Genomic DNA, 25,121 nt, shown 5'->3' with positions numbered 1-25,121 from the left:
CTCTATGTGGATTAGTGATGTTATGCTGATAGATACGTCGTCTAATCCACACTTTACTCTTTTACTAATCCTATCTTTTTATTATCGCATCAGGTAAGCTGTTATATAAACTTAATTAAGTCATCATGCTGATTATTGATATACCAAAAGGTAAGCGCTTCGCGCTGAACTATCCCTTTAAAAAAGAGCTCATCACAAATGACAAATCATCTTAAAGAAACAAAATACCGTATTGACTGCGCGCTAGATGAGCTTGAACATTTTCTAACGGAAAACCCGCTACAAGCATTATGGCTATACGAGCTACCACAATGGAAAAGGGACGATGAAGGAACGTTACCCGATACTATCCCTGTCACTGAAATTCATGGTGGTAATGAACTCACGCCGCTACTCATGAAAATCTATCGGCAATTTTATGCACCAGAACCGGAGGGAAGGGATGATGAACCTTCGACCAAAATCGTGCAGCGCTATCCCGGCATTGCCGTCTGTTCCGGTTCACATGAAGAATTAACCGAGATTATTGGGCAAGTGAATCAAGCCAAAGACGCATTCGCGGCGGCAATTAAAGCGGTAGGGAACCCTGATCAGCGTTTCGAAGCCGTACATTCACGCTTCCCCATGATGATCACCTTGCAGGCAACTCGATATTTAAAAGTGTTACCCTGTAACACCACACGCATCAGCTTTGCGTGGCAAAAACCCATTGCCTCAAAAAGTGATCACGACAAGCTCAACCGTCAGTCATTGCTAGAAAAGCTCACTCAAGAAAGGCGCTATCCACCGGTTAATATTGCCATGCAATTAGACGGTGATATTTGGGCGGCTCAAATCGAAGAAGAAATCGCACTGGTCGAAGCGCTGCCTGAAAATGCACGCTTGCGTTATCGCCGTGTGCTGCGTGAAGTTCCGCAGGCCAATTGGGTGTATGAAACCTTTGATGCTGAGCAGGGTGAGATCATTGAATTGCGCGGTAACGGTAAGGTCAATTTGCCGCTGCTCACTACGCGAATGCCGGATAAACTCAAGGGATTACAAAGCTATGATCGGCAAAAAGCCGAAGCAAAACATCGCCGTCCTGTAGCGAAAGGTAAGATTCTATTGCCGCGATTAGGCATCGAATTAATCCCTCAGTAGACTGAGCTCAGGTTTAATTTTATAAGGCCCAATCACCATGAGCGATTTACTGGTATTTCTGATCCAGCTGCAAAGCGTGTTTGATGCGCATGCTTGGCTCGCCCAAATCCTGATTGTGGTGATATTTACCGCGATCTCATTAATTGCTTGGTTTGTCTTTCGTAAGAAAAACCGTAATAGCCGTGACTATCACAAATACTTGTGGCGACTGTTTTGGCAAATCAGCTCACCGGTAATCTTGTGGAGCATCTTCATTCTGAGCAGTACGCAGCTACTCAGAATTGTCGCCAATGAGTTTATGCCATCACTTAGCGGTATTATCGGTGACATTCGCTTATTTGCCGTGATTTGGGTGATGGTTCGCGGGATTTTCAAATACCTGAACTCGGTTGAGAAAGTGCAAATTATGCACGGCAAAGACTCAACCACCGTGAGTGCCATCACCAAGCTCAGCAAGTTCTCAGTACTCTTGCTATTTTCTCTGATCATCGCCGATTACTTTGGCGTCAGCTTTTCAGGCTTACTAGCTTTCGGTGGGACAGGAGCCATCATCATCGGTTTAGCCGGTAAAGATATCCTGTCGAACTTCTTCAGCGGCTTGATGATCTACATTGACCGACCATTTAATGTCGGGGATTGGGTCAGCTCTCCAGATAGAAATATCGAAGGCACCGTGCAGTCGATCGGCTGGCGATTAACCAAAATCTTTACGTTCGATAACCGCCCACTGTATGTCCCCAACTCGGTATTTTCGAACATCAGCGTTGAAAACCCTGGGCGCATGACCAACCGTAGAATCACCGCAACCATTGGTCTGCGCTATGAAGATGCAGAGAAAATGGATGAGGTTGTGAACGCAGTCAGAAGCTATTTACAGCAACACGATGCCATCGATCAAACGCAAGATTTACTGGTTAGTTTCAATGAATTCGGCGCGTCATCACTGAACTTTTCCATCTACTGTTTCACTAAAACCAGCGATTGGGCAGAGTGGTTAGCCATCCAACAACAAGTCTTTTTGCGCATTATTACCTTGATTAAAGAGCAGGGCGCGGCATTAGCATATCCTGGCGAAACCGTGTTTTTACAATCGGTACCGCTAAACCATCCGGGAAATGCTGGTTCAGGTTCAAGTAACGGCGGAGCCGGCTCAATGACTCTCAAATCCTAGCGTTGCGTTAAAAGATAACTATCACTAATAGCAGGCTGAAAATCAGCCAGTAACATCAAAGCAAAAACGGGTTTACCGGTACATTTTACTGAGCGCGACACTTAGCACAGTACAAATGCGGTAAACCCGTTTCAGTTCGTGATGTGAGTTTTACGGAAATACTGCCGGATCAACTCAGCGTATATGACGGCCACCATCGACATGCAATGTGCGTCCGGTAACGTAACGACTGCTCAGCAAATACGACACCGCCTCGATAATTTCTTGTTCGCCCGGCGCACACTGCATCACTGATTTATCCAAGGCTTTTTGTTTGTACTCGTCTGAGTCTTGCGGATTGAACATAATCAAAGCCGGAGCAATCGCATTCACCTTAACTGCTGGCGCAAATTTCTTGGCAAACGAAAGAGTCATGTTCTCCAACGCCGCTTTACTCGCTGCGTATGCAATGTGTTTATCACTGCCTTTTTCCACCACATAATCGGTAAAGTGGATGATGTCCGCTTTTGGTGCAAAAGACTTATCTAACAGATGGTTAAGAAGATAGGGGGCTTTGACATGAATTTGCATCATCGCATCTAACGCCTGTGACAGTGTCACTGCATCATGACCGTCTTTTTCCCATGCAGAGGCATTGTGGATCAATGCGCGAATTGAGGCATTTCCCCATTCCTTCAGTTGCTGGGAAACCTGTTCTGCAAACTCGTTAATCCCGCGATCTGTACTAAAATCAGCATACAGACAGCAGACACCGCGCTCACGAAGCTCTGCCAATTCAGGGTATTCACTCCGGTAACTGATGATAACGCGTTTAGCTTGCTCGCTAAAAAAGCGGGTCAGCGCATAGCCAATCCGGCGCGCGCCACCGGTAATGATATAAACCTCATTGCTCATTTCTGACTGCATGACATGTATCTGTTCGGTGAAGGTGATATGCTGTATTGATATCCTGAAATGCGCCACAGCTCAACATCTGAATCGGATTTTTGCTTTACCACTCTGATAGATAAGGTCAAAATCAGGGGGAAGGAGGATTATCGGGTTATGGCAATGGTAGACACTGATACTGTCGAGAGCCGTACAGTAGTGACGTTTGACTACACGGCGTTTTTGGCTGAGTCCTGTAAGAAGAAATGGAGTTTCATTGATGCGATTTACAGTGTAATACCATTATTTGGATTTGTGCTTAACAGTCAGATAAATAAAGATAAAAAGACAGAGGATCGTTTGCGTGATTTAGCACTGCAAATTCTGTCTACGCAAATCAGCGATGAAAACAATATCGCTCGGCTGATCAGACTGGCCAAACAGCAAAAAATTACCCATCTTCGGGTGTGCTTGCCTTATGCGTTAAACGCATCTCAGCTTTCATCGATCGAAAAAGAGTGCCCAGCGGCACAACTTCAGCAGCAAGATGAGTTCCTTGATGTGAATATTCACTGAGCACGTTGCGTGTCATTCAGAAGATCAATTCTGAGCATAGAACTTAGATAGCAGCTATAAAAAAACCGGCAATATATGCCGGCTTTTTTTGCTCTCACATCGAGAAATGAAATGATGCTAGCGTTAGGAAATGCCTTGTGACAGCAACCATGCCGCTGGCAATACACTCAGCAACAGCAGGGAAACCCCAACGCGATCCATTTTCTTCAGTGGCGTACATTCGCAATCATTACGGCGCGCATAGAAGAAAATCAGCAAGCCTGGAGCATACATCAGCACTGACATCATCAGATGAGTCAGACCTGATGCGTACAGCAACCAGATCCCATAAATACACGCACCCGCACCAATTGACTTCAGCACAACACTTTGCTTTTTAATGGCCAACTTCAGCAAGAAAGCACCTACCAAGAAGTAGGGAACCAATACCATCTCTGAGGCAATGGTCAGCAAGGTGTTGTAGGTGCCACCGTACATGTAGATCAGCAACAAGGCGATCTGTACCGCACCGTTGGTCAGCCATAAAGACGCCGCCGGTGAACCGTTGGCATTCATCTTCGACAAGTAACGCGGAAATGCACCTTGCAGCGCGGCCACGTATGGCACTTCAGCGGCCAGAATAGTCCAGCTCAAATAAGCACCGCACACAGACACAATCAGACCAAGGCTGATGATGATTTTACCCATCGGGCCAATCATCAGATCCAGCATACCGGCCATAGATGGGTTACGCAGTTCGGCGACTTCGGCACGCGGCATGACGCCCACCGCCAGCAAAGTCACCAACAGGTAGATTCCCAGCGCAGAGAGCAAACCCAGCATAGTGGCACGGCCGATATCATGTTTGTTCTTCGCTCGCGAAGAAACCACAACGGCACCTTCAACACCGATAAATACCCAAACGGTGATCAGCATGGTTTCTTTAACCTGCTGCCAGATTGGTGTGTCTAACGCGGCACCGGTGAAATCCAGATGGAAGGTTTCCCATTTAAAGAAAAATGCCGCCAGTACAATAAATGCACATAGCGGGATCAGCTTCGCAATGGTCGCCAACATATTGATACTGGCCGCTTGCTGTACACCGCGCAGGATCATGGCATGCACAATCCAGAGCAGGGCGGATGCACCGATCAATGCCTGCCAAGTATTGCCATCACCGAAAATGACATGACCGGGAGAATCCGTGAAGAAACTAAGCGTCGCAAATACAATCACCAGATAAGAAACGTTAGCGATAACAGCACACAGCCAATATCCCCACGCCGAGCAAAAACCAACAAACTCACCGAATCCTTCACGGGCATAAGTAAAAATCCCGCCTTCCAGATCCGGTCGCAGCCTCGATAAATGTAGTAATGCAAGTGCTAGAAAAATAATGCCAACACCAGTAATGGTCCAGCCAATCAGTAATGCGGCGGGACTGGCCACGGCAGCCATATTTTGGGGCAGGCTGAAAACACCGGCACCAACCATGGAGCTAAGAACCAGTGCAGTGAGTGCACCAAGACCAAGTTTTTTGTTCAATGTGGGGAGATCCTGAAGAATGGTCTAAACAAGCCGGTAGGAGATTACCGGCCCCAAGCATTATATTTTTACGACATAAAGTTTTATCCGGTGCTTACGCTGCGAAATATTCTTCGATGCCATTGAATACTCGCGAATTTTACGCACATGCTTTGGCATCAGCAAAGTTTTTTTACCCATGAAGGACTGATTTCTCAGCAATTAAGTATGAAATCACGTTGTAGCGCAGCAAATGTAATCAGCTAATTAGCAATACGCACAAAAACGATCGCGTAGCGTAATCAGCTTGTTGACATCAGGCCATTTACTACAAACCAAGCGCGTCAGATGTAGCTAAAACAGCCTAAATTTAGGTTTCGCTACGCAAAAATTTGTTGGCACTGTATCAGGCCGATTTTCAGATTTCACATAGCGCGATCAGCCTAAATCAGCGCATGAGCGAGTTAATAAGATGAGTGAGTTATGTGAAGCATCGATAACATTAGGCCAGCTGCTTTAGAGCCACCAAACACCCTAGCGACATTACCACATTAGTGCGCACAATGTATATTATGTTAAATCGATAATGAAAAAGGAACTTCATGCATTATCCGCCAGCCAGACCATGCTAACGGATTCTCTAGATAACAATCTACTAACAATCAACACTCGCCTACTCCACCTATAAATCACTGTGATTTGCGTTCATTTTTCACACAGTTCTGTCAGCGATAAAATCCAACCATGGCGTCGGCAACGTTTCACTCAGTAGACGTTGTTGTTCTTCAGTTCGCGAGTTCCAAAATGGCTGCCAGAAATATTCCCACCAATATGCGAGTTCACCTTGCAGTGATCCGAACTCGTCCGGATTTAACTGCGGAAATGCCTCCATCGGCATTGGCGCTAACCAACAACTTTCCGATTGAATACGCTCAACACACTGCGTATCATTAGTCACTACCGTAACTATGATTCCCGCAAATGCTGAGTGCAGACACAGATACATGCTCGGAGTTTGATCAGATAACGATGACTCACTACCATCCCTAAAACGGTCATTGGCTAAACATGATTTTCGCTGAGAGGTTTGCAATGGCTGAGTCAGTAGCCGTTGTGCTGTTTGTTCTGGTATGACGGAATCCGTTGCATAGCCCAGCTGACTCAGCAACTCGGTGAGAACCGACATTTGCTCTGACTTGATCAACCAAGATAATGTCCAGGCTTGGAACTCAGGTATAGGTGACGCTGTTGCAAGCGGATACCCTACTCTTTCCGGCAAACTTTGCGTGGCATAAGGCATTAGAAATGGCAGTGCCCATTTAGGATAACGCCGGCGTAAAACATGCAATCTGGCTGCATCACGCATGCGCACTATACGTGAACACCATAACGCCAATATTCCGGTTGCGCCTTTCATTACGACTCTCTACATCCCTGCATTCTGAATTTTCTCGATGTATTATCCACTAAACATCTATTGAGCGATGTGCACTCAATCAGTAGTTCGCAAGCAAGAAAAAACCGGCTGAAGCCGGTTTTATGTAAGCGCCGATTCGCTAAGCGCATTCAACGTATTCATACGATCATCAAACGTTCAGTACGGAACAATGTGCCAAACTTCCTTAATCTTATCGCCGCTTTTATCGCCTTTTGCCTTATCCTGTGCATAGAGATAAAGTGGCTTTCCTTTATAGGCCCACTGATATTTGCCATCACCACGCGCCACCAGCGTAAAATCGCCCACCGGTTTACTGCCTGTCACCGCTAAATATGGCGGCCAAATAGCGGCACATGCATCAACGCAAGTGCTGGCTCCCGGCTTATCCTTATCAAACGTATATAGAGTCATGCCCGTTGCACTGACCATCATACCGTTTTCGGCATAAGCAGGTTTTGTGACACCGTAACCGGCATGAGCAACACCGGTTAATGACCAAAACAGTGCAAGAATCATTACCATCAGATATTTCATCTTTCCTCCTTGCCGTTCACGTTCCAACTAGCCAGATGACTAAGCATATCAATCACTCAGTCACCCTCACTTTACCCTGATAACGCTATGCAAAATCTGCTTATCCACACGAGGGTTTATCGTGGCAATTTTCGCAAATAACCCTCATATATGACCAAAAAACAGACTAAAAGTTGTTTTTTATCGCCCCATTACGCTATGCAAGCAGTGTTATTCAATCCACCAGCCGATCAAATATAGCTCAATGCATAGGTATTGCTTATGCCATTAGCTAAAAGCCCTATTTTTACTGGATATAACCCCCGTAAAATTTTATACCTCACCTGAAATTTGTTAGAAATCGATTAGTTATGGTTATGCCTGTACGTAAACCAAAATCACGAGATATATTAGTCCCCTGCAGCCGATAACACGCCAGAGTGAAAACAAAGGGAAAACAAGGAAGCGAAGCTAGGCAAATCACAGAATGCAGATAAAGAAAAACCGCCCGAAGGCGGTTTAAAGATAGAGAGATGAAACTCAAATAGAGTTATACACAGTCGTGAGCTTATAGATATAACGTCTCGCCTGCGCATCATTATGTTGCTGATTTATATAGCTATAAACCTGCTCTGGCGACATCCGGTTAATCTTCTGAATCGCTTTTTTCTTGTCCGGATGGAAAGATCGCAATAGCGCCCCAGCCCCATTACTGTAAGCCGCCATCATCGCATAACGCATGCTTTTCGGATGACGGATCCCCGCCAACTGCCGATCGCGCAAGATGCTCAAGTACGCTGTGCCAGTATCAATGTTATTGTACGGATTCAATAAGTACGCTTTCGATGGCATCCCCGAACTATTTTTGTAGACTCGGAACACTTCTCGTCCGGCGGTATCGCGCTTGATTTGCATCAAACCGATGGCGTTAGAGCGACTAATCGCATTCGGATCAAAACTGGATTCCACCTGAATCAGCGCCGTAATTAGCTTCTCATCCACATTATAACGGCGGGAGGCTTTCTTAATCGCCGGCATGTATTGTTTCGCACGATAGCTCAGTACATCACTGGAGTAGTTCGGTTTTGGCCCCCGATGACTCCCCTGTGAACCCGCACAACCGGCCAGAACCAAAGCCACGACTGCAATACCTAACCAGGACTGCATTTTTTTCATTGATAACAACAGATAATCTCCCAGAATATCCCGGCGCAAGAATTTCCGCGTAAGTTTAGCAATCTCAGTAACATGAACCGTATGCAGAATCCGTAATCTGTGATGACGGTCTGCTATTTTATATTTGTCTGACATGCATAACGCGATCGGGTCATTTTTTCTTTAACAACCAAAGTGTTAGTCAATCAGATCTAACAGATGTTCCCTTCGGTGTCAGGAAATCTCTTTTCGTCATGCCGGCACAGTTGCAGTACGGGTCAGCTGAGCAAATCGCACCCCTTTTAGCCCAGAGATAGCATTGCATAACTGCTCAATACGTGTTCCCACACCGCGAATAATGATGGTTTCCAAACAGTTGAAGTGATCGATATGTACATGTGTCGTGCATAACACATGCACATGATGATCGTGTTGGATACTCACCAGTTTTTCCACCAGCCCAGTTTGGTGATGATCATAAATCAGCGTTAGCACACCCACCAGCTCACTTTCGCCCTCTTTCCATTCGTCACGAATCATATCTTCACGAATCAAATCGCGGATATATTCGGAACGTGAACTGTATGCGTGACGTTGTAACTTAACATCCAAAATATCATTCAGTTGTTTTGGAAGAGAAACCGTAAAGCGCTGAGTTTCCTCGTTAATATTTGCCATATTCCATTCTCTGCTGAAACACAATCACACATTCAGGTAAATGTGACACCGTCATTTTCGTGACCTGACGCACTAAGTCATCAAATCTGATTTGTTACCATTTCCGCCAGTAATACTAAATTAGAAAAAGTATTACTGACTACTACCCGATGATGCACTTGATGAACCATTTCTAAAATAAAGTTCTTGATGCAGCACGTTGTCTACCACAATAACAATAGCCATAAGAAAGCACATATGATCTTACCACACTTACCTTCGAGCTTAACGGCACGGAAAGTAACACCTCTGGCTTCTGTTCTCGGAAGCACCCTACTCGCCATGACGCTTATCACACCAGCCGCGCCAGTCGAAGCCAGAACATTAACGCTAGCCATTGGTGATGGTCCCACCGAAGGTTTTGATCCAGTGATGGGTTGGTCACATACCGGAAACCCACTATTTCAAAGCACGCTAATCCAACGTACCCACGACTTTTCATATGAAAATGAATTGATTGAAAACTACCAGATTAGCCAAGACGGGAAAACGTGGACGATTACGCTTAAACCTGATCGCCTATTCTCTGACGGCTCGCCTCTTACCTCTAAAGATGTGGCGTATACCTTTAACGCCGCCAAAGCCTCCGCGGGAAAAGTCAATATGGGGCGCTTTGTCTCGGCAGAAACGCCAGACGCACAAACCGTTGTCCTGCACCTCTCGGCACCACAAAGTACCTTTATTAATGTACTGGCCTCGTTAGGCATTGTGCCCGCAGGTAAACATGGCAGTGATTATGCTTTCCATCCGATTGGCTCTGGCCCTTATACGTTGGTGAGCTATCAACCCGGCCAACAAATGATTATGGAAGCGAATCCGCATTATCAAGGCAAGAAAAATGACTTTGATAAAGTGGTGTTGCTGTTTATGGATGAAGACAGCGCTTATGCCGCCGCACAAACCGGTCAGCTGGATTTGGTGAAAATTCCACAATCTTTGGCTTCGGTACCCGTATCCGGGATGAAACTGTTATCGCATAAAAGTGCTGATAACCGCGGCATTATGTTCCCGATGGTCAAAGCCGGCGCCAAAGATAAAGATGGCAACCCGATTGGCAATGATGTCACTGCCGATGTGGCGATTCGCAAAGCCATTAACTATGCCATTAATCGCCAACAATTGGCCGACCAATTACTGGAAGGTCATGCCGTTCCTGCATTTAGCGCCGTGTATGGTTTACCGTGGGATGCACCGGATGTCGCTTTTAACGACGGTGATGTGAAAAAAGCCATCGATATTCTCGAACAAGCCGGATGGAAAGATACTGATGGCGACGGCGTGCGTGAAAAAGACGGTGTACGCGCCGAACTGACTCTTTGGTATACCGCCGGTGACACCACGCGCCGCGAAATATCACAAGCGGTGCGCGAAATGGTCAAACCGCTCGGGATCAGCATGAATCTACGCTCCGGAAGCTGGGATGAAGTCAGCCGCTATATGCATGCGAACCCCGTATTATTCGGCTGGGGAAGCCTTGATCCGAGCGAACTCTATAACCATTACCACAGTAGCAAACGGGGCGTGGAATTCTTTAATCCCGGTTATTACAGCAATCCTGCTGTTGATAAACAGCTCGATTTAGCGATGAATACACCGGACTGGAAAACCGCGCGCAGTTACTGGCAACAAGTTAACTGGAATGGAAAGGCCGGCGTCGGAATTCAAGGCGATGCCGCTTGGGCATGGCTGCTGAATCTGCAACATACCTATCTGGCTAACCCATGTTTGGATATGGGGAATGTGCCCACTGAGCCCCATGCCTATTGGAGTGTGCTGGGTAACATCACCGAGTGGAAATGGACATGTCAGTGATGTCCACGCTAAAACAGTGGTCAGCCAAACTGACCGGACTGATTGGTCGTGGCGTGCTGTTACTGTTTACCGTCGCGCTGGGCAGCTTTACGCTGCTCAGCTTATCGCCGGTGGATCCCGTACGTGCCTATATCGGTATGGATGCGCTACGCATTGACCCCGAACAATACGCTAAGATCGCTGCACGTTGGGGGCTAGATCAGCCCGCTTGGAGTCGTTTTCTCCACTGGTTAAGTAATATCCTGCAAGGTGACTTGGGCTTTTCTCAAGTCTATAACGCTCCGGTTGCTGAGGTTATCAGTGACCGTTTTCTTACGTCGCTGGGTTTGCTTGCTGGGGCGTGGTTACTTTCCGGTTTGTTCGGCTTTGCGCTTGGCGTGTTAGCCGGTCGGCGCAAAGATTCTCTGACCGATAAGCTAATTTGTGCACTCGCCTACATTATGGCGTCACTACCCGCCTTCTGGATTGGATTACTTCTTCTCTCTGTGTTTGCAGTACAACTGGCGTGGGCGCCAGTATGCTGCGCGCTACCAATGGGGATGTTACCCGAACAAGCCACATGGACGATGCGATTACAGCACATGATTCTACCGATGCTCACTTTAAGCTTAATTGGTACCGGTAATATTATTCTGCATACCCGCGCGCGTCTTATCGAGATCATGCAAAGTGACTTTGTTCGCTTTGCCCGTTCGCAAGGTGATAGCGGTTTACCATTATTGCGCTTTCATCTATTGCGTCATATCTCAGCACCAGCACTGTGTTTGCAATTTGCCTCTTTTGGCGAATTGTTTGGCGGCTCCGTATTGGTTGAAAAAGTGTTTGCTTATCCAGGATTAGGCCAAGCCACCATTGATGCAGGGTTACGCGCGGATGTCCCCCTACTTTTGGGAATAGCGTTGTTCAGCGCCCTCTTTGTCTTTACTGGTAACCAAATCGCAGAATGGTGGATTCGCTCACTTGACCCACGGCTAGCCAAATCTCGCCCTCAGCGTGACTCTTACCGAAACTCTTGCAATGAGCACTGCGATACAACACCGCCCCACATTGCAGCACTGCCAAATACACAAGAAGGCGCGCCACGATGACCCATGATCCACGCCCGGCCATCTGGAAGCTATTTATCGCGGGCGGCTTACTGACGTTGTTACTAGGCTGTGCGACTTACTACCATCAGGCAGACTTGCCCCTGAATTTATTAGCCAAGCGACAAATTCCTTCAGCCGAATACTGGCTAGGTACTGATAATTTAGGACGTGATTTGCTGATCCGATGCCTACAAGGGGTTTATACCAGCTGGCAAATTGGGTTGATTGCCTCACTCACCAGTGGCGCGATTGCCTTATGTACCGGCGTATTATCAGCACTAGGCGGCAAGCGTATTGATATGACGCTGCGCTGGTTAATTGACAGCATGCTGTCTATCCCGCATCTGATTTTACTGCTGCTGCTGTGTTTTACTTTAGGTGGCGGTAAGCAAGGTGTCATTATGGCCGTCGCGCTCACCCATTGGCCAAAGCTAGCGTTACTCATCCGCGCTGAAGTACTGCGAATCAAAGAAAGTGACTTCATTCGCTTGGCCGCCAAGCTGGGTAACAGTCGTTGGCATATTCTGCGCGTTCACTATCTACCGCTACTACTGCCACAAATCCTCGTGGGGATCTTGTTGATGTTTCCGCACGCCATCTTGCACGCCGCCGCGCTCAGCTTTCTGGGATTCGGTTTAGCACAACATGAAGCGTCGCTGGGTTTGCTGTTGGCCGATGCCTTGCGCTACCTCAATACTGGCGCATGGTGGTTAGCGTTGTTTCCCGGTTTGTTTCTAGTCGCCTTAGTGATGCTCATTGAACAGTGCGGACAAGCCGTACAACAGCTTTGGCAGGAGATCCTTTAATGTTACAGCTCAAACAGTTTGGTGTAGAGACAGCCTCCTACCGCTGGTTTGGTCGTCCGCGCTGGCAAGCACGCCTACAAGACATCAATCTACAACTTCATCCGGGAGAGCTGGTTGCGCTTGTAGGCGCTAGCGGTGCCGGAAAATCATTATTAGTACAGGGATTACTGGAATTACTGCCCCCTCATACACGCCGCACCGGCAAGATTTGTATCACTGAACTCACAGGCTCCGCTCAATCGCCATCGGGAAAAAGTCCCGCACCACATCGGTTATTCAGCTACATACCGCAAAGTGTCGCCGCACTGAACCCCTTACGCACTATCGGTGCACAACTACAACGAGCCGGTGAGCTTGCAGGTATTCCCCCCTCTCAACGCGAGCCACATATTGCATCGCTACTGCAGCGCCACCAGCTAGACGATGGGATACAACAGCTGCATCCGCATCAGATCTCTGGTGGGATGGCCAAGCGCACATTGATTTGCTGTGCCAGCCTGCATCACAGCCGTTATTTACTCGCCGATGAAGTCACCGCGTGGCTGGATGACGATAACGCCAGAGCCACGTTGCGCCATTTACGTGAACGTTGTGAAGCCGGATGCGGCGTATTGTGGATCACCCATGATTTAGCGCTCGCCGCGGAATATGCCGATCGCGTCGCGGTTTTGCATGCTGGCCGCTTAGTCGAAACCCTCTCGAGCACTGAATTGCGCCGTGGCGAAGGCAGTGCTTATGTACAAGCACTGTGGCAAGCCTTGCCACAACACGGTTTTCACGTCACCGATCCAGCTCAACTTCAGGAGCTTGCCCGTGCTGCAGGTTAAAAACTTAGGGATTTACCAAGATCAGCGCTGGTTATGGCGTAATTTCAATTTGCAGATAGCCGCCGGTGAAGTGGTTGGCATTCAGGCGCCTAGCGGGTACGGCAAAACCACTCTTGGCAGAGTACTCGCCGGGTGGCAAGCCGCGGATGAAGGTGAGATTCTGTATCAAGACCAGCCGTTGCCATCAAAAGGCTACTCCCCAATACAACTGCTACCGCAACATCCTGAGCAAACCTTTAATCCAGTACGACGCATCGCAGACAGTATCCACGATGCGTGGCACCCACCCGTTGAATGGTTAGAACGGTTAGCGATTGACCCCGAATGGCTGCAACGCAGACCTGACCAACTGTCTGGTGGCGAACTCGCGCGCCTCGCATTACTTCGCGCATTAGACCCACGCACAAAAATTTTAATTGCCGATGAAGCCACTGCACAGCTCGACAGTAATTGTCAGGCGCTCATTTGGCATACAATTTTGGGCCTTTGCAGGGAAAAAAAATTAAGTTTACTTGTGTTCTGTCACGATAATGCATTAATGACTTGCGTATGTCAGAGAGTTATCGGCTATACTTAATTTGCAGTGCGCGGAGTGCCGTCCTGTAGTAGTTATGGATTTACGAAAAATTTATGAGAAACCAAGCAAATAAGTATGTACAAGAGGCTAACCTGTGGTACTATCCATCTCGCCGGCCTGTAAAGCAGACCTTATTTATGCAACAATTTGATTCTGAACGCTTCGCTACACCGCTTAACTTTGTTAGTACGTTGTCCTGAAGATTTTCGTTCAATTGGTCATCATAAATATTTCTTTATTCTGGCTAGAACGCGCTATGCGTAATGTTTAACTTTTAAAGATTTTCAGGAGACATCATGTCTAAATCTACTGGTACCGTTAAGTGGTTCAACGAAGAGAAAGGTTTTGGTTTCATCACTCAAGATAACGGCGGTGCTGACGTATTCGTTCACTTCCGCGCTATCCAGAGCGAAGGCTTCAAGACCCTGGCTGAAGGTCAAAAGGTTTCTTTTGACGTTGAACAAGGCCAGAAAGGTCCTCAAGCAGCTAACGTAATCAAGCTGTAATTGAGTCCTCCTACGGAACTTCGGTTTCGTAAGACAAAAAGCATCCTTAGGGATGCTTTTTTTATGTCTGTAATTCTCATCCCCCCTACTCTTTGTTTCCTTTTCTTTCCCTAGAAAACTTCAATCCGGTCATCAATTTCTTTTAGCTTTCTTACGCTAGTATCCTTAATTACACTTTTTCTTAGCCTCTCCTTACCAAAAAGTAATTAGGGATAAAACACTGGCTACGCAATTCAGCATTTACTGCAATATTTACGAGCTTTGTTGAACGCTCATCCTGAACACAATCATCACGTAATATTATGTAGAACCGAAATTATTACTTATTGATGCGTTACTACACATTGTGTGCATAAATAAAGCAATTAAGAATGAAAAGAGATGAAGGAATAACCGAATGTGCACAAAAGCCAAAACACGGAAGAAAATGGGAAGGCAATAAAGATACGAGTATTAGGAATATTCAGCAGATGGCGCATTACGGGTAACATGCGCCATTGACTTTCAAAAGCCGAGAATCCTGTAGAATGCTATCTGTTAGGCAGAACGACTCACCAACAGGATAGCTACGCGGCGATTACTCGTCTTTAAGTAGCGTAATGGCCGTAAAACCAAGCTTTAAAAAGTAGTTCCGACGAAAATCCTTCACGGCTTTGGAGCCTTTCGAGGTTGCTGCGACCTGTTGCTCCATGATGATGAAGCTTTTCAGATCAATGCCTTCTTCTGCTGCCGCAGCCTCAAACATGTCGTGATATTGTGTATAGGCAAATGGGATTTCTTTCGAGACACCTTTATAGGTGTACGCTACTTTACGGGCCATGATGGGCTCCTGTCTTTTCAATCGTTACCAGTGAGCACTCAGCCCCACTTTCAGAAGACGCGCACTATAACGAGAATAGCCCCCTAAATTCAACCATTGCGGGCATGTCATCAGCAAGTTCTGCCTTCGCAATAATGGGCATACACACCACCATACCTAATCAGGCATAACGCACAAACAAAAACAGCCGTGTTGCACGGGTTACGTACAGCACGGCTGTCAGTGAATCAGTGTTAGCCACTCGCTATTTTACGAATGAACTTTGTGCATGAACTAACTGTAGCTACGAGTTATAGGCGACGAGATTGCCAATACGCCTGACGCCAGTATTGAGTATTCAGCGATGATTTAATCACCCCTGCCGATGTTGAGGCATGAATGAAGCTATCATCATCGGCATAGATCCCAACATGTAACCCATTCGGGCCTCGACCGGTACGGAAAAATACCAAGTCCCCCGGTTGCAGATCGTTTTTCGGTACTTTCTCACCACGACGCGCCTGCTCACTGGTTGTTCGCGGTAACTTTAGCGCAAAACGATCTTTAAACGTCACCGAGACAAACCCTGAGCAATCAACTCCGCGCTTACTCATCCCGCCCAAATGGTACGGAGCACCATACCAATCATCCAATTGCTCATGTAGCGCAGCAATCACCATAATTGGATCGCCCAGCGAGCCACGAATCGGCGGCCCCTTTACGGTATCCGGTGTCGAGGAACAAGCAGCCAGCAGAGCAGATGCCATTATCAGTAAAGCAGGACGCCACAACGGGCCCTTCTGAAATATCCTTATCATAGGTCTAACTTATTCTGTTGTAATGAAACACGCGGAATATATGCATCCTGCTCAGTCTTACTTAAAGATATGCGAGCTAAAGATGCATGCCGTCTGTTTTATCCGCTAAGAGACCTTATGAGCAAGCATTCCCTCAGCAGTAAATCGTAATATTTCATGTGTCGCGGTACAGCTGCATTTGTTTGTAGCGGGTTCGCAGAATCACGGGGTCAGCAATAGCTCTCGCCCTTCTACCTGTACTCGCCTAAATGGAACCTGATAAACCGCACTCAATCGCGCCTCGGTCATCACTTGAGCGGTATTTCCCTGCGCGACACAGCGACCATTTTCGATGAGCCAGACCTGATCGGCTTGAGCCAACGTATGATTTAAATCATGTCCGGTCATCACTATAGTTAAACCCGCGTCTTTAAGTTCACCCAATAGCGTATTAAATACCGCTTGATAAGCAATATCCAGCGCGGTCATCGGTTCATCTAACAATAACAAACGTGGTGCGCCAGATAATGTCGGCCACACTTGTAAAAGAATAGAGACTAACCGGACTCTTTGCCATTCCCCACCAGATAAATGTGAAATCATGCAAGAAAGTTTCGGCTCTAACGATAACCGGCGGGTTAATTCACGCACAGCCAACTCCGTCTCTGCAGTTAGCGGATGGCGTAGATAGGTATGAATATACTGGTAGACGGGTAAATCTAACCCAGGATACTGTTGCTGCGGCAAATAGCCACGTAAGCGTGCTAATTGCGCTACCGAACAACTTGATAATGGGCGCGGCTTCTCGTAATCAGTATCCAAATCGGGATGACGCGATGTAACCCTTAATGGCGTTACATCATTCAGCAATACTTGCCCCTGTTCGGGATGTAACATACCCGCCAATATCGCCAGCAGTGTACTTTTGCCAGCACCATTAGGGCCAATGAGATGCGTAATTTGCGCTGGCTGGATAATGCCCGATACGCCGCGCAAACGAGAACCGAGGTGTAAATCAGTCGCCTGTAACATGACGTAATAGCATCCATACAAAAAGTGGCGCACCAATACTGGCCGTAACAACCCCTACCGGCAATTCTGCGGCATTCAGCGACAATCGCGCGACTAAGTCCGCCAGCATCATCGCCGCCGCGCCACACAGACCACAGGCCGGCAATAAATAGCGCTGATCCGTAAAGCCGCCGAGACGCAGGAGGTGCGGCACAATCAGCCCGACAAAACTAATAATGCCGGCCAATGCCACGCTACTGCCAATAATGACCGCAACGGCCAGCACCAACATGATCCGTAATACCCGAGTATTAAGACCTAATTGACGCGCAGCGGTATCACTCAACATCAACAGATTAAACACTTGCCCACGGCTTAGCAGCCATAACAACGGAATGACCAGAAGCGGCAGCAGCCACAGTTGTGACCAACTGATCCCGCTAAAGCTACCCATCATCCAGTACATGAGCTGGCGCAGACTTAAATCATCACTGAGATACACCATCCACGTCATCAAGGCACCGCTAAGAATACTCAGCGCCACCCCCATCAATAACAGACGTGCATTATTCAGCTGTCGATAATGTGCCAACCAGAGAAGAAAAAGAGTGCTGATCAGCGCTCCCGTTATGGCCAATACACTGACTAACCATAACGGAGGAAATCCCTGATAGGCCCACATGGCTAACACCAGTAAGACCCCCGAGCCATTAGACAGCCCTAATAAGCCTGGCTCTGCCAGTGGATTAGCAAACAGATTCTGCATCGCCGCCCCAGCAGTGGCCAGCGCCGCGCCGGTTAAACAGGCCACAATTAAGCGCGGTAGACGCAATTGGAATACCAGCATCTCGGTCATCGGATCATGCCAGTTTTGCAATGTGACCCATTGCTCACCCGCCGCCAGACTAAATACAAACAACGCCACAACCAACAGCGCCATATAGCCGAGCCGACGTCGGCAGCGCTGCTGCTGTGCTAACACTAATTGATAAAATGGCATCAGAACATCAAATCACGAGAAGAAACAGGAACGACCGTCAGACAAGCACGCTGGCCAATAGCCACATTCAGGTTTGGGAACACCACGGTTTCCCCATCCTGCTCAATGCAGTAGGTAGTTTGCCCATCCTGCGCAATCACATCGCCACAACGAAACGCCGAAAAGTTCGGTAAGTCATCTAAGAAAAGAAAGCGAAAATCATCACTCTGCCGACGGATTTCACGTCGCACCTGATACAGGTGGAATTCCGTACCCGCCGCGTTAGCCTGCTCAAGCGATTGCCAACGCGGCCATACGTATTGACGATCTGACAGTAATGCCATCAATGCCTGTTGTAATGGACGCAGCGGCGTTAAATCATTCTGCCCAAATGGACAGGCACGGCCAAGCTCGATGGTAAACGCATGCGCATCAAACTCACGCGCAGTGAAATAACTAAATGTGGTGGTCGGGCAATGCATCAACAGCACAGTGCGAATATCACTCGCCGCAAGGAAACCCAGTTGTGCTTGGCTATACGGTTCGCCATGACGAAATGGATAGATAGCAAAGCGTTCATGGCGCGACGCGCGTAGCGCGGTATGTAAATCATAGTGACAACGTTCGCGAGCTACCGCCTCAGCCCCGTCAGTGCTATCACGATAGCCCCCCTCACGAAAGAAGCGATCGACATAGGCTTCCAACTTCGCCGCCCGATCACGTTCGCGCGAACGCCCGCCCAAATGTGCGCCGCTGAACAACCGGTTAAGGTTGTCACGGATTTCGCGTACATTGGCATTCATCGCCGCGGGGTTACCAAAGATAAACATCACCCGCTGCTGTACTGCCCACTCCTCCAGTAACAGCCCCTGCACCATCTGCGCCAGTAACTCTACAGGTGCGGTTTCATTACCGTGAATGCCGCAGGACAAAATAATATCGCGCGTACCGGGATACGCCGGAGTAAAGACAATCACACCGGTATCCCACACGGAAACCAGTGTTCCATTTTCCAGCTCAAATTCACCGGCAGGCAGGTGCCACTCATGAGCCAGAGTCAGAGCTAAAAAGTCGCCATTCAGCAAAGCCGCCTGTCGCATAGCGCTATCCTTCGTATTTCTCTGTTTTGTTTTATGCCGTGTACTGACACTGCGTATCTTACTTAAAAATACCGCAAATTCAGGCGAGTGATGATAAATCCTCGCGGTGAACTAACATATTTTTGCTTTGTAACCGAAAAGCTGTTTTCAGCAGCACACTTATTACGCGATATAACAATGCTCAAGGTAAAGCTCGAGGTAAAAACACCAGATATGAAAAAGGCTGCCGTCAGGCAGCCTTTTGTGTGATAGGAGGCGTTATTCCTTTATTGTGGCATTTTCCACACGGGCTTTAAGCTTTTGCCCAGGCTTGAATGTCACTACCCGACGGGCAGTAATCGGAATATCCTCTCCAGTCTTGGGATTGCGCCCAGGTCGCTGGTTTTTATCACGAAGCTCGAAGTTTCCGAAACCAGATAGCTTAATCTGTTCGCCATTCTCCAAAGCCTTTCTGATTTCCTCGAAAAAAGCTTCAACCAGATCCTTGGCATCCCGTTTACTGAGCCCGAGGCTTTCAAACAGATTTTCTGCCATTTCGGCTTTGGTGAGCGCCATAGATTTAGTCCCTCAAGGATGCTTGGAATCTTACTTTTAACGCTTCCACTATGCCAGACACAGCGTTAGCGATTTCCTCTTCTTCCAGTGTACGGGAAGTGTCTTGTAGAGTCAGACTGATCGCCAAACTCTTACAACCATCATTTACACCTTTTCCACGGTACACGTCAAATAAGTTTACGCCAACTAACTGATTTCCGCCAACTTTCCGACATTCATCGATAATATTTTGTGCAGAAACTGACTCATTGACCACAATAGCAATATCACGACGGTTCGCTGGGAAGCGAGAAATACTCTGTGCAGAAGTGATGGTACGCTGAGAAATCTTGTCCCACAGCACTTCAAACAGCATGGTGCGACCATTCAGGTCCAGCTTACGCTCCAGCTCCGGATGCAGTGCACCGATGAAGCCGATTTGCTCGCCATCCAGTACCAGCGCAGCGCTTTGGCCTGGGTGCAGGGCTGGGTTTGAGCAAACTTCAAACTTCACATCATCCAGACGGCCGGTCAGCTCTAGAACAGCTTCCAGATCGCCTTTCATGTCAAAGAAATCAACGGTCTTGCTTTCCTGACCCCAATGCTCGTTGCTGCGGTTACCAGTCAACAAACCGGCCAGCATCACTTCCTGACGCACACCGTTTTCAGCCGCCGCATCTGGCACAAAGCGCAGACCGCTTTCAAAAATGCGCACACGTGGTTGCTGACGGTTTTGGTTGTAAACCGCTGCACCAATCAGACCAGACCACAGAGACAGACGCATTGCAGACATGTCTACCGAAATTGGGTTTGGCAGGATCATCGCCTCTTCACCCGGATGCAGCAGTGCTTGCACCTTAGGATCAACGAAGCTGTAGGTGATCGCTTCTTGGTAGCCTTTATCAACCAGCGCCGCTTTCACACGCTTCAGCGGCAGATTCGCTTCGCGGTGATCGTTCATACGCAGTTCAGCCAGTGGAGCTTCATTTGGAATATTATTGTAACCAAAGATACGGGCCACTTCTTCGACCAGATCTTCTTCAATTTCCATATCGAAACGCCAAGATGGCGCTACCGCTGTCCAGCCTTCTGCAGTCTTGCTCACTTGGCAACCCAAGCGAGTCAGGATATCTGTAACCACGTCATCTTCAACATGGTAACCAATCAGAGCATCCAACTTGCTACGACGCAGCGTAATGGTCGCCGCTTGTGGCAGATGGGCCGCAGAGGTCACATCAACCACTGGACCGGCTTCACCGCCGCAGATTTCCAGCAGCAGCGCGGTAGCACGCTCCATCGCTTTGTTCTGCACCGCGTAATCCACACCACGCTCGAAACGGTGGGAAGAGTCAGTGTGCAGACCGTAAGCACGAGCTCGGCCAGTGATGCTCAGTGGGCTGAAGAAAGCACATTCCAGCAGAACATCTTTAGTTTCTGCCGTTACGCCAGAGTATTCACCACCGAAAATACCGGCCATCGCCAATGGACGGCTATGATCAGCCACCACCAGAGTGTCGGCACGCAGGGTCACTTCATTGCCGTCCAGCAGAGTCAGCTTCTCGCCCTCTTCTGCCATACGCACCACGATACCGCCATCAATCTTCGCGTGATCAAACGCGTGCATTGGTTGGCCCATTTCCAGCAGGATGTAGTTAGTCACATCCACCACAGGATCGATAGAGCGAATACCGCAACGACGCAGTTTTTCCTGCATCCACAGCGGGCTGGTGGCGTTCGCATCAATACCTTTGATGACGCGACCCAAATAGCGTGGGCACGCATCCGGTGCGCTCACCTTGATTGGCATCACGTTGTCGATGCTCGCGGCAACTGGGCTGATTTGTGGCTCAGTCACTGGCAGACGGTTCAGTACGCCCACTTCGCGCGCGATACCCAGCATGCCTAAGCAATCAGCACGGTTTGGCGTCAGACCAATTTCAATCGCGTTATCGTTAAGCTTCAGATATTCACGAACGTCCATACCCACTGGCGCATCAGCTGGCAGCTCGATAATGCCATCTGACTCAACCGGAATCGCCAGCTCGTCGAAAGAACACAGCATGCCTTCTGATGGTTGGCCACGTAGTTTGGCTTTCTTGATTTTGAAGTCGCCCGGTAATACCGCACCCACGGTGGCACAGCACACTTTCAGGCCCTGACGGCAGTTTGGTGCACCACACACGATATCGATAGGCTCGCCCGCACCGACATCCACTTTGGTCACACGCAGCTTGTCAGCATCAGGGTGCTGAGCGCATTCCACAACATGGCCAACAACCACCCCCGTAAACGCACCAGCTACTGGCTCTACGGCGTCAACTTCCAGACCGGCCATGGTAATTTGTTCGGACAGTTCTTCGGTGCTAATCGCAGGATTCACCCACTCACGCAGCCAAGATTCGCTGAATTTCATCGTGTTCGACTCCTGAAATTATTTGAATTGCTTAAGGAAACGCAGATCGTTCTCGAAGAAAGAACGCAGGTCTGTTACACCGTAACGCAGCATGGTCAGACGCTCTACGCCCATACCAAATGCGAAACCGGAGTAAACTTCAGGATCGATACCAACATTGCGCAGAACGCTTGGGTGCACCATACCGCAGCCCAACACTTCCAGCCACTTGCCGTTTTTACCCATCACATCCACTTCGGCAGAAGGTTCTGTGAACGGGAAGTAAGATGGACGGAAACGAATGGTCAAATCTTCTTCAAAATAGTTACGCAGGAAATCGTGCAGGATCCCTTTCAACTGAGTGAAGCTGATGTTCTTGTCGATCATCAACCCTTCCACCTGATGGAACATTGGGGTGTGAGTCTGATCGTAGTCGTTACGGTATACTCGGCCTGGCGCAATGATACGAATTGGCGGCTCTTCGTTTTGCATGGTGCGGATCTGTACACCAGAAGTCTGGGTACGCAGCAAACGGCGTGCATCAAACCAGAAAGTGTCGTGATCAGCACGTGCCGGGTGGTGACCTGGGATATTCAGTGCATCGAAGTTATGGAAATCATCTTCAATTTCCGGACCGGTTGCTACGCTAAAGCCCAACTCACCGAAGAAGGTTTCAATACGTTCAATGGTACGGGTTACCGGATGCAGACCACCGTTTTCGATGCGACGACCCGGCAGAGAAACATCGATAGTTTCCGCAGCCAGACGAGCATTCAGCGCGGCAGACTCCAGCGCTTCTTTCTTCGCGTTCAGCGCTTCCTGAACTTCCTGTTTCGCCTGGTTGATCACCTGGCCTGCAGCCGGACGCTCTTCCGCCGGAACATTACGTAAAGACTGCATTTGCAGGGTCAGGTGCCCTTTCTTGCCCAGAAACTCAACGCGGACGTTATCCAGCGTAGCGACATCATTCGCCTGCGCGATGGCCGCCTGAGCCTGTGCAACTAATTCTGCTAACTGCTGTTGCATGTATTTCCTCGATTACCCTATTCAGGGAATTGCCCGTAGCCGTAACCTACCAATAAACAAGGATATTATCGTTTTCCTGTCTATTCACCAAACGCTAATACGGTTCCGAAGACAATACCGGATGCACGTTACAACCGGATTGTGCTTTTTTCATCGTTTCCGCATGTTTTTCTGACGATAGCACCAATAAAAAAGCCTCCCAGAGGGAGGCTTTTTCTGCATTCGTCTTTCGTTTCTTTTCTCAGAGCGAAGCAACCTCCCGATTAACAGGGGCTAAAGAAGAAGAAACGAAAAAAGAATGTATGGACAGTCATTAAGTGCTTACCAAATTGTTTGTGTTCTACTTTACTGCGCCAGCTTCGAGCTTCGATTTTCTCAGCGGTGCTGAGACTGGTTTTACCAAACAGCCGATGACTGAGTCAATCACTACCGCATCAATACCAATCTGCCTAGACTCGCTCTAGCTAACCTGCACTACTTGGCCAATACGCTTGCGATAGACCGTGTGATACAGAAGCCAGAAATGAATAAGGGAGGCAATGCCTCCCTTACCCGAGTTCGGCTTACGCCAGAGCTGCTTTCGCTTTTTCTACCAGAGCAGCGAATGCTGCTTTGTCGAATACTGCGATATCAGCCAGGATCTTACGATCGATCTCGATAGATGCCTTCTTCAGACCGTTGATGAAACGGCTGTAAGACATGCTGTTCTGACGAGCAGCAGCGTTGATACGCGCAATCCACAGCTGACGGAACTGACGCTTCTTCTGGCGACGGTCACGGTAAGCATATTGGCCTGCTTTGATTACTGCTTGGAAAGCAACGCGATAAACGCGAGAACGGGCACCGTAGTAACCTTTCGCTGCTTTCAGAACTTTTTTGTGACGTGCACGTGCAGTCACACCACGCTTCACACGAGCCATGGTTATCTCCTAATCGTCTTAAACCTGAAAAAAAAATTTTATGCGTATGGCAGACAAGCTACAACCAGAACCAAGTCAGATTTAGCAACCATTGACTTGTGGCGCAGATGACGCTTACGAGTAGTGGATTTCTTAGTCAGGATATGACGCAGGTGAGACTGCTTACGCTTGAAACCACCAGAAGCAGTTTTCTTAAAACGCTTAGCGGCACCGCGCACGGTTTTCATTTTTGGCATGAGTATCTACTCCGCATTGTTAAATACAACGAACCAGCTGGGCGAGTAATAGCGGTGCGAACACCGCTATTGACTACTTGTAATGCCTTACTGTTTCTTCTTAGGTGCGAGCACCATGATCATTTGACGTGCTTCGATTTTGCTCGGATACGATTCAACCACAGCAATTTCTGCCAGGTCGTCACGGATACGGTTCAATACCTCAACACCGATCTGTTGGTGAGCCATTTCACGACCACGGAAACGCAGTGTGATTTTGGCTTTATCGCCTTCTTCAAGAAAACGAATCAGGTTGCGTAGTTTGACCTGATAGTCGCCTTCATCAGTACCAGGACGGAATTTAATTTCCTTAACCTGAATAACTTTTTGATTTTTCTTCTGTTCTTTCGCAGCCTTGCTCTTTTCATAAAGGAATTTGCCGTAATCCATGATTCGGCAAACCGGCGGCTCTGCGGTAGGACTAATTTCTACCAGATCAACGCCTGCTTCTGCTGCTTTTTCACGAGCATCATTGATGCTAACTACACCGATTTGCTCGCCATCGATGCCAATCAGACGGACCTCACGAACGCGAATTTCTTCGTTGATACGGTTTGGTCGCGTTGGCTGAACTCGTTTTGCGCCTTTAATA

General features: G+C 48.2%; 25 protein-coding genes, 1 pseudogene and 1 other annotated feature. Of the genes and pseudogenes, 9 read left to right on the top strand and 17 right to left on the bottom strand.

From position 1 onward, the window contains the following. Nucleotides 1-198: 198 nt before the first annotated feature. Both LQ901_RS06340 and LQ901_RS06335 read left to right on the top strand, forming a co-directional pair. Nucleotides 199-1,140: a DNA replication terminus site-binding protein gene (locus LQ901_RS06340; RefSeq protein WP_071596470.1), complete on the top strand. Its 942-nt coding sequence runs from the start codon at nucleotides 199-201 to the stop codon at nucleotides 1,138-1,140. Nucleotides 1,141-1,177: 37 nt separating this feature from the next. Continuing rightward, on the top strand, nucleotides 1,178-2,311 hold the full coding sequence (locus LQ901_RS06335) for a mechanosensitive ion channel family protein (RefSeq protein ID WP_233672050.1): 1,134 nt from the start codon (nucleotides 1,178-1,180) through the stop codon (nucleotides 2,309-2,311). A 174-nt stretch (nucleotides 2,312-2,485) separates the two neighbouring features. On the opposite strand, the gene folM is transcribed toward LQ901_RS06335, so the two are convergent. Beyond that, nucleotides 2,486-3,217, bottom strand: coding sequence for a dihydromonapterin reductase (gene folM / locus LQ901_RS06330; protein WP_215791136.1), 732 nt, complete (start codon nucleotides 3,215-3,217; stop codon nucleotides 2,486-2,488). Between the two features lie 138 nt (nucleotides 3,218-3,355). On the opposite strand from folM, the gene LQ901_RS06325 reads away from it, so the two are divergent. Beyond that, the gene (locus tag LQ901_RS06325; protein ID WP_064977723.1) at nucleotides 3,356-3,754 is read left to right on the top strand and encodes a hypothetical protein; all 399 of its coding nucleotides are present in this window, start codon (nucleotides 3,356-3,358) and stop codon (nucleotides 3,752-3,754) included. Nucleotides 3,755-3,877: 123 nt separating this feature from the next. On the opposite strand, the gene LQ901_RS06320 is transcribed toward LQ901_RS06325, so the two are convergent. From LQ901_RS06320 to nikR, 5 genes are all read right to left on the bottom strand, one after another. Then, nucleotides 3,878-5,278, bottom strand: coding sequence for an amino acid permease (locus LQ901_RS06320; RefSeq protein ID WP_233672049.1), 1,401 nt, complete (start codon nucleotides 5,276-5,278; stop codon nucleotides 3,878-3,880). Nucleotides 5,279-5,969: 691 nt separating this feature from the next. Beyond that, nucleotides 5,970-6,674 (bottom strand): hypothetical protein, encoded by a 705-nt coding sequence (locus LQ901_RS06315; RefSeq protein ID WP_152136271.1) that lies wholly within the window; start codon nucleotides 6,672-6,674, stop codon nucleotides 5,970-5,972. 177 nt (nucleotides 6,675-6,851) lie between these two features. Then, entirely contained in the window at nucleotides 6,852-7,229 is a 378-nt protein-coding gene (locus tag LQ901_RS06310; RefSeq protein WP_064977725.1) for a hypothetical protein, read from the bottom strand. Nucleotides 7,230-7,748: 519 nt separating this feature from the next. Then, the gene (locus tag LQ901_RS06305) at nucleotides 7,749-8,375 is read right to left on the bottom strand and encodes a transglycosylase SLT domain-containing protein (RefSeq protein WP_036769730.1); all 627 of its coding nucleotides are present in this window, start codon (nucleotides 8,373-8,375) and stop codon (nucleotides 7,749-7,751) included. Between the two features lie 240 nt (nucleotides 8,376-8,615). Beyond that, complete coding sequence (gene nikR / locus LQ901_RS06300) at nucleotides 8,616-9,041, bottom strand: nickel-responsive transcriptional regulator NikR (RefSeq protein WP_010863552.1); 426 nt, start codon at nucleotides 9,039-9,041, stop codon at nucleotides 8,616-8,618. Between the two features lie 321 nt (nucleotides 9,042-9,362). On the opposite strand from nikR, the gene LQ901_RS06295 reads away from it, so the two are divergent. From LQ901_RS06295 to LQ901_RS06270, 6 genes and pseudogenes are all read left to right on the top strand, one after another. Further along, complete coding sequence (locus LQ901_RS06295) at nucleotides 9,363-10,892, top strand: ABC transporter substrate-binding protein (RefSeq protein WP_064977726.1); 1,530 nt, start codon at nucleotides 9,363-9,365, stop codon at nucleotides 10,890-10,892. Continuing rightward, nucleotides 10,892-11,872: pseudogene (locus LQ901_RS06290) on the top strand (ABC transporter permease); the annotation flags it as partial. The gene LQ901_RS06295 and the pseudogene LQ901_RS06290, both read left to right, overlap by 1 nt. A 104-nt stretch (nucleotides 11,873-11,976) precedes the next feature. Further along, a complete protein-coding gene (locus tag LQ901_RS06285; protein ID WP_010863555.1) occupies nucleotides 11,977-12,786 on the top strand; it encodes an ABC transporter permease in 810 nt (269 codons plus the stop codon). Next, nucleotides 12,786-13,613 (top strand): ATP-binding cassette domain-containing protein, encoded by an 828-nt coding sequence (locus LQ901_RS06280; protein WP_152136269.1) that lies wholly within the window; start codon nucleotides 12,786-12,788, stop codon nucleotides 13,611-13,613. The genes LQ901_RS06285 and LQ901_RS06280 overlap by 1 nt, the downstream gene beginning before the upstream one ends. After that, nucleotides 13,600-14,190, top strand: a complete 591-nt coding sequence (locus LQ901_RS06275; RefSeq protein WP_047708541.1) for an ATP-binding cassette domain-containing protein — start codon at nucleotides 13,600-13,602, stop codon at nucleotides 14,188-14,190. Before LQ901_RS06280 ends, LQ901_RS06275 begins: the two co-directional genes overlap by 14 nt. Nucleotides 14,191-14,486: 296 nt before the next feature. Further along, nucleotides 14,487-14,696 carry a cold-shock protein gene (locus LQ901_RS06270; RefSeq protein ID WP_010863558.1) on the top strand — a complete coding sequence of 70 codons (210 nt, stop codon included), beginning with the start codon at nucleotides 14,487-14,489 and terminating at the stop codon, nucleotides 14,694-14,696. Nucleotides 14,697-15,273: 577 nt separating this feature from the next. On the opposite strand, the gene LQ901_RS06265 is transcribed toward LQ901_RS06270, so the two are convergent. From LQ901_RS06265 to infC, 11 genes are all read right to left on the bottom strand, one after another. Continuing rightward, nucleotides 15,274-15,516, bottom strand: a complete 243-nt coding sequence (locus LQ901_RS06265) for a DUF2960 domain-containing protein (protein WP_010863559.1) — start codon at nucleotides 15,514-15,516, stop codon at nucleotides 15,274-15,276. Between the two features lie 290 nt (nucleotides 15,517-15,806). After that, nucleotides 15,807-16,262, bottom strand: coding sequence for an NlpC/P60 family protein (locus tag LQ901_RS06260; RefSeq protein ID WP_010863560.1), 456 nt, complete (start codon nucleotides 16,260-16,262; stop codon nucleotides 15,807-15,809). 252 nt (nucleotides 16,263-16,514) lie between these two features. After that, the gene (locus LQ901_RS06255) at nucleotides 16,515-17,324 is read right to left on the bottom strand and encodes an ATP-binding cassette domain-containing protein (RefSeq protein WP_152136268.1); all 810 of its coding nucleotides are present in this window, start codon (nucleotides 17,322-17,324) and stop codon (nucleotides 16,515-16,517) included. Continuing rightward, complete coding sequence (btuC, locus tag LQ901_RS06250) at nucleotides 17,308-18,303, bottom strand: vitamin B12 ABC transporter permease BtuC (RefSeq protein WP_152136266.1); 996 nt, start codon at nucleotides 18,301-18,303, stop codon at nucleotides 17,308-17,310. Before btuC ends, LQ901_RS06255 begins: the two co-directional genes overlap by 17 nt. Further along, nucleotides 18,303-19,382 carry a succinylglutamate desuccinylase gene (astE, locus tag LQ901_RS06245; RefSeq protein WP_116546314.1) on the bottom strand — a complete coding sequence of 360 codons (1,080 nt, stop codon included), beginning with the start codon at nucleotides 19,380-19,382 and terminating at the stop codon, nucleotides 18,303-18,305. Before astE ends, btuC begins: the two co-directional genes overlap by 1 nt. A 258-nt stretch (nucleotides 19,383-19,640) precedes the next feature. Beyond that, entirely contained in the window at nucleotides 19,641-19,937 is a 297-nt protein-coding gene (ihfA, locus tag LQ901_RS06240) for an integration host factor subunit alpha (RefSeq protein WP_010863564.1), read from the bottom strand. A gap of 4 nt (nucleotides 19,938-19,941) precedes the next feature. Continuing rightward, nucleotides 19,942-22,329 carry a phenylalanine--tRNA ligase subunit beta gene (pheT, locus tag LQ901_RS06235; protein WP_116546313.1) on the bottom strand — a complete coding sequence of 796 codons (2,388 nt, stop codon included), beginning with the start codon at nucleotides 22,327-22,329 and terminating at the stop codon, nucleotides 19,942-19,944. A gap of 18 nt (nucleotides 22,330-22,347) precedes the next feature. Next, nucleotides 22,348-23,334: a phenylalanine--tRNA ligase subunit alpha gene (pheS, locus tag LQ901_RS06230; RefSeq protein WP_010863566.1), complete on the bottom strand. Its 987-nt coding sequence runs from the start codon at nucleotides 23,332-23,334 to the stop codon at nucleotides 22,348-22,350. 185 nt (nucleotides 23,335-23,519) lie between these two features. Continuing rightward, nucleotides 23,520-23,649: a sequence feature (Phe leader region), on the bottom strand. 248 nt (nucleotides 23,650-23,897) lie between these two features. After that, on the bottom strand, nucleotides 23,898-24,254 hold the full coding sequence (gene rplT, locus LQ901_RS06225; protein WP_010863567.1) for a 50S ribosomal protein L20: 357 nt from the start codon (nucleotides 24,252-24,254) through the stop codon (nucleotides 23,898-23,900). Between the two features lie 38 nt (nucleotides 24,255-24,292). After that, the gene (rpmI, locus tag LQ901_RS06220) at nucleotides 24,293-24,490 is read right to left on the bottom strand and encodes a 50S ribosomal protein L35 (protein WP_010863568.1); all 198 of its coding nucleotides are present in this window, start codon (nucleotides 24,488-24,490) and stop codon (nucleotides 24,293-24,295) included. A gap of 87 nt (nucleotides 24,491-24,577) precedes the next feature. Further along, nucleotides 24,578-25,120: a translation initiation factor IF-3 gene (gene infC, locus LQ901_RS06215; RefSeq protein WP_071596471.1), complete on the bottom strand. Its 543-nt coding sequence runs from the start codon at nucleotides 25,118-25,120 to the stop codon at nucleotides 24,578-24,580. Nucleotide 25,121: the final 1 nt, after the last annotated feature.

Source organism: Plesiomonas sp. PI-19, assembly GCF_021368255.1.
Classification (GTDB): domain Bacteria; phylum Pseudomonadota; class Gammaproteobacteria; order Enterobacterales; family CAMTGL01; genus Plesiomonas; species Plesiomonas shigelloides.
The sequence above is the reverse complement of the archived record's forward strand: the minus strand, read 5'-3'. Positions and strand labels throughout refer to the sequence as shown.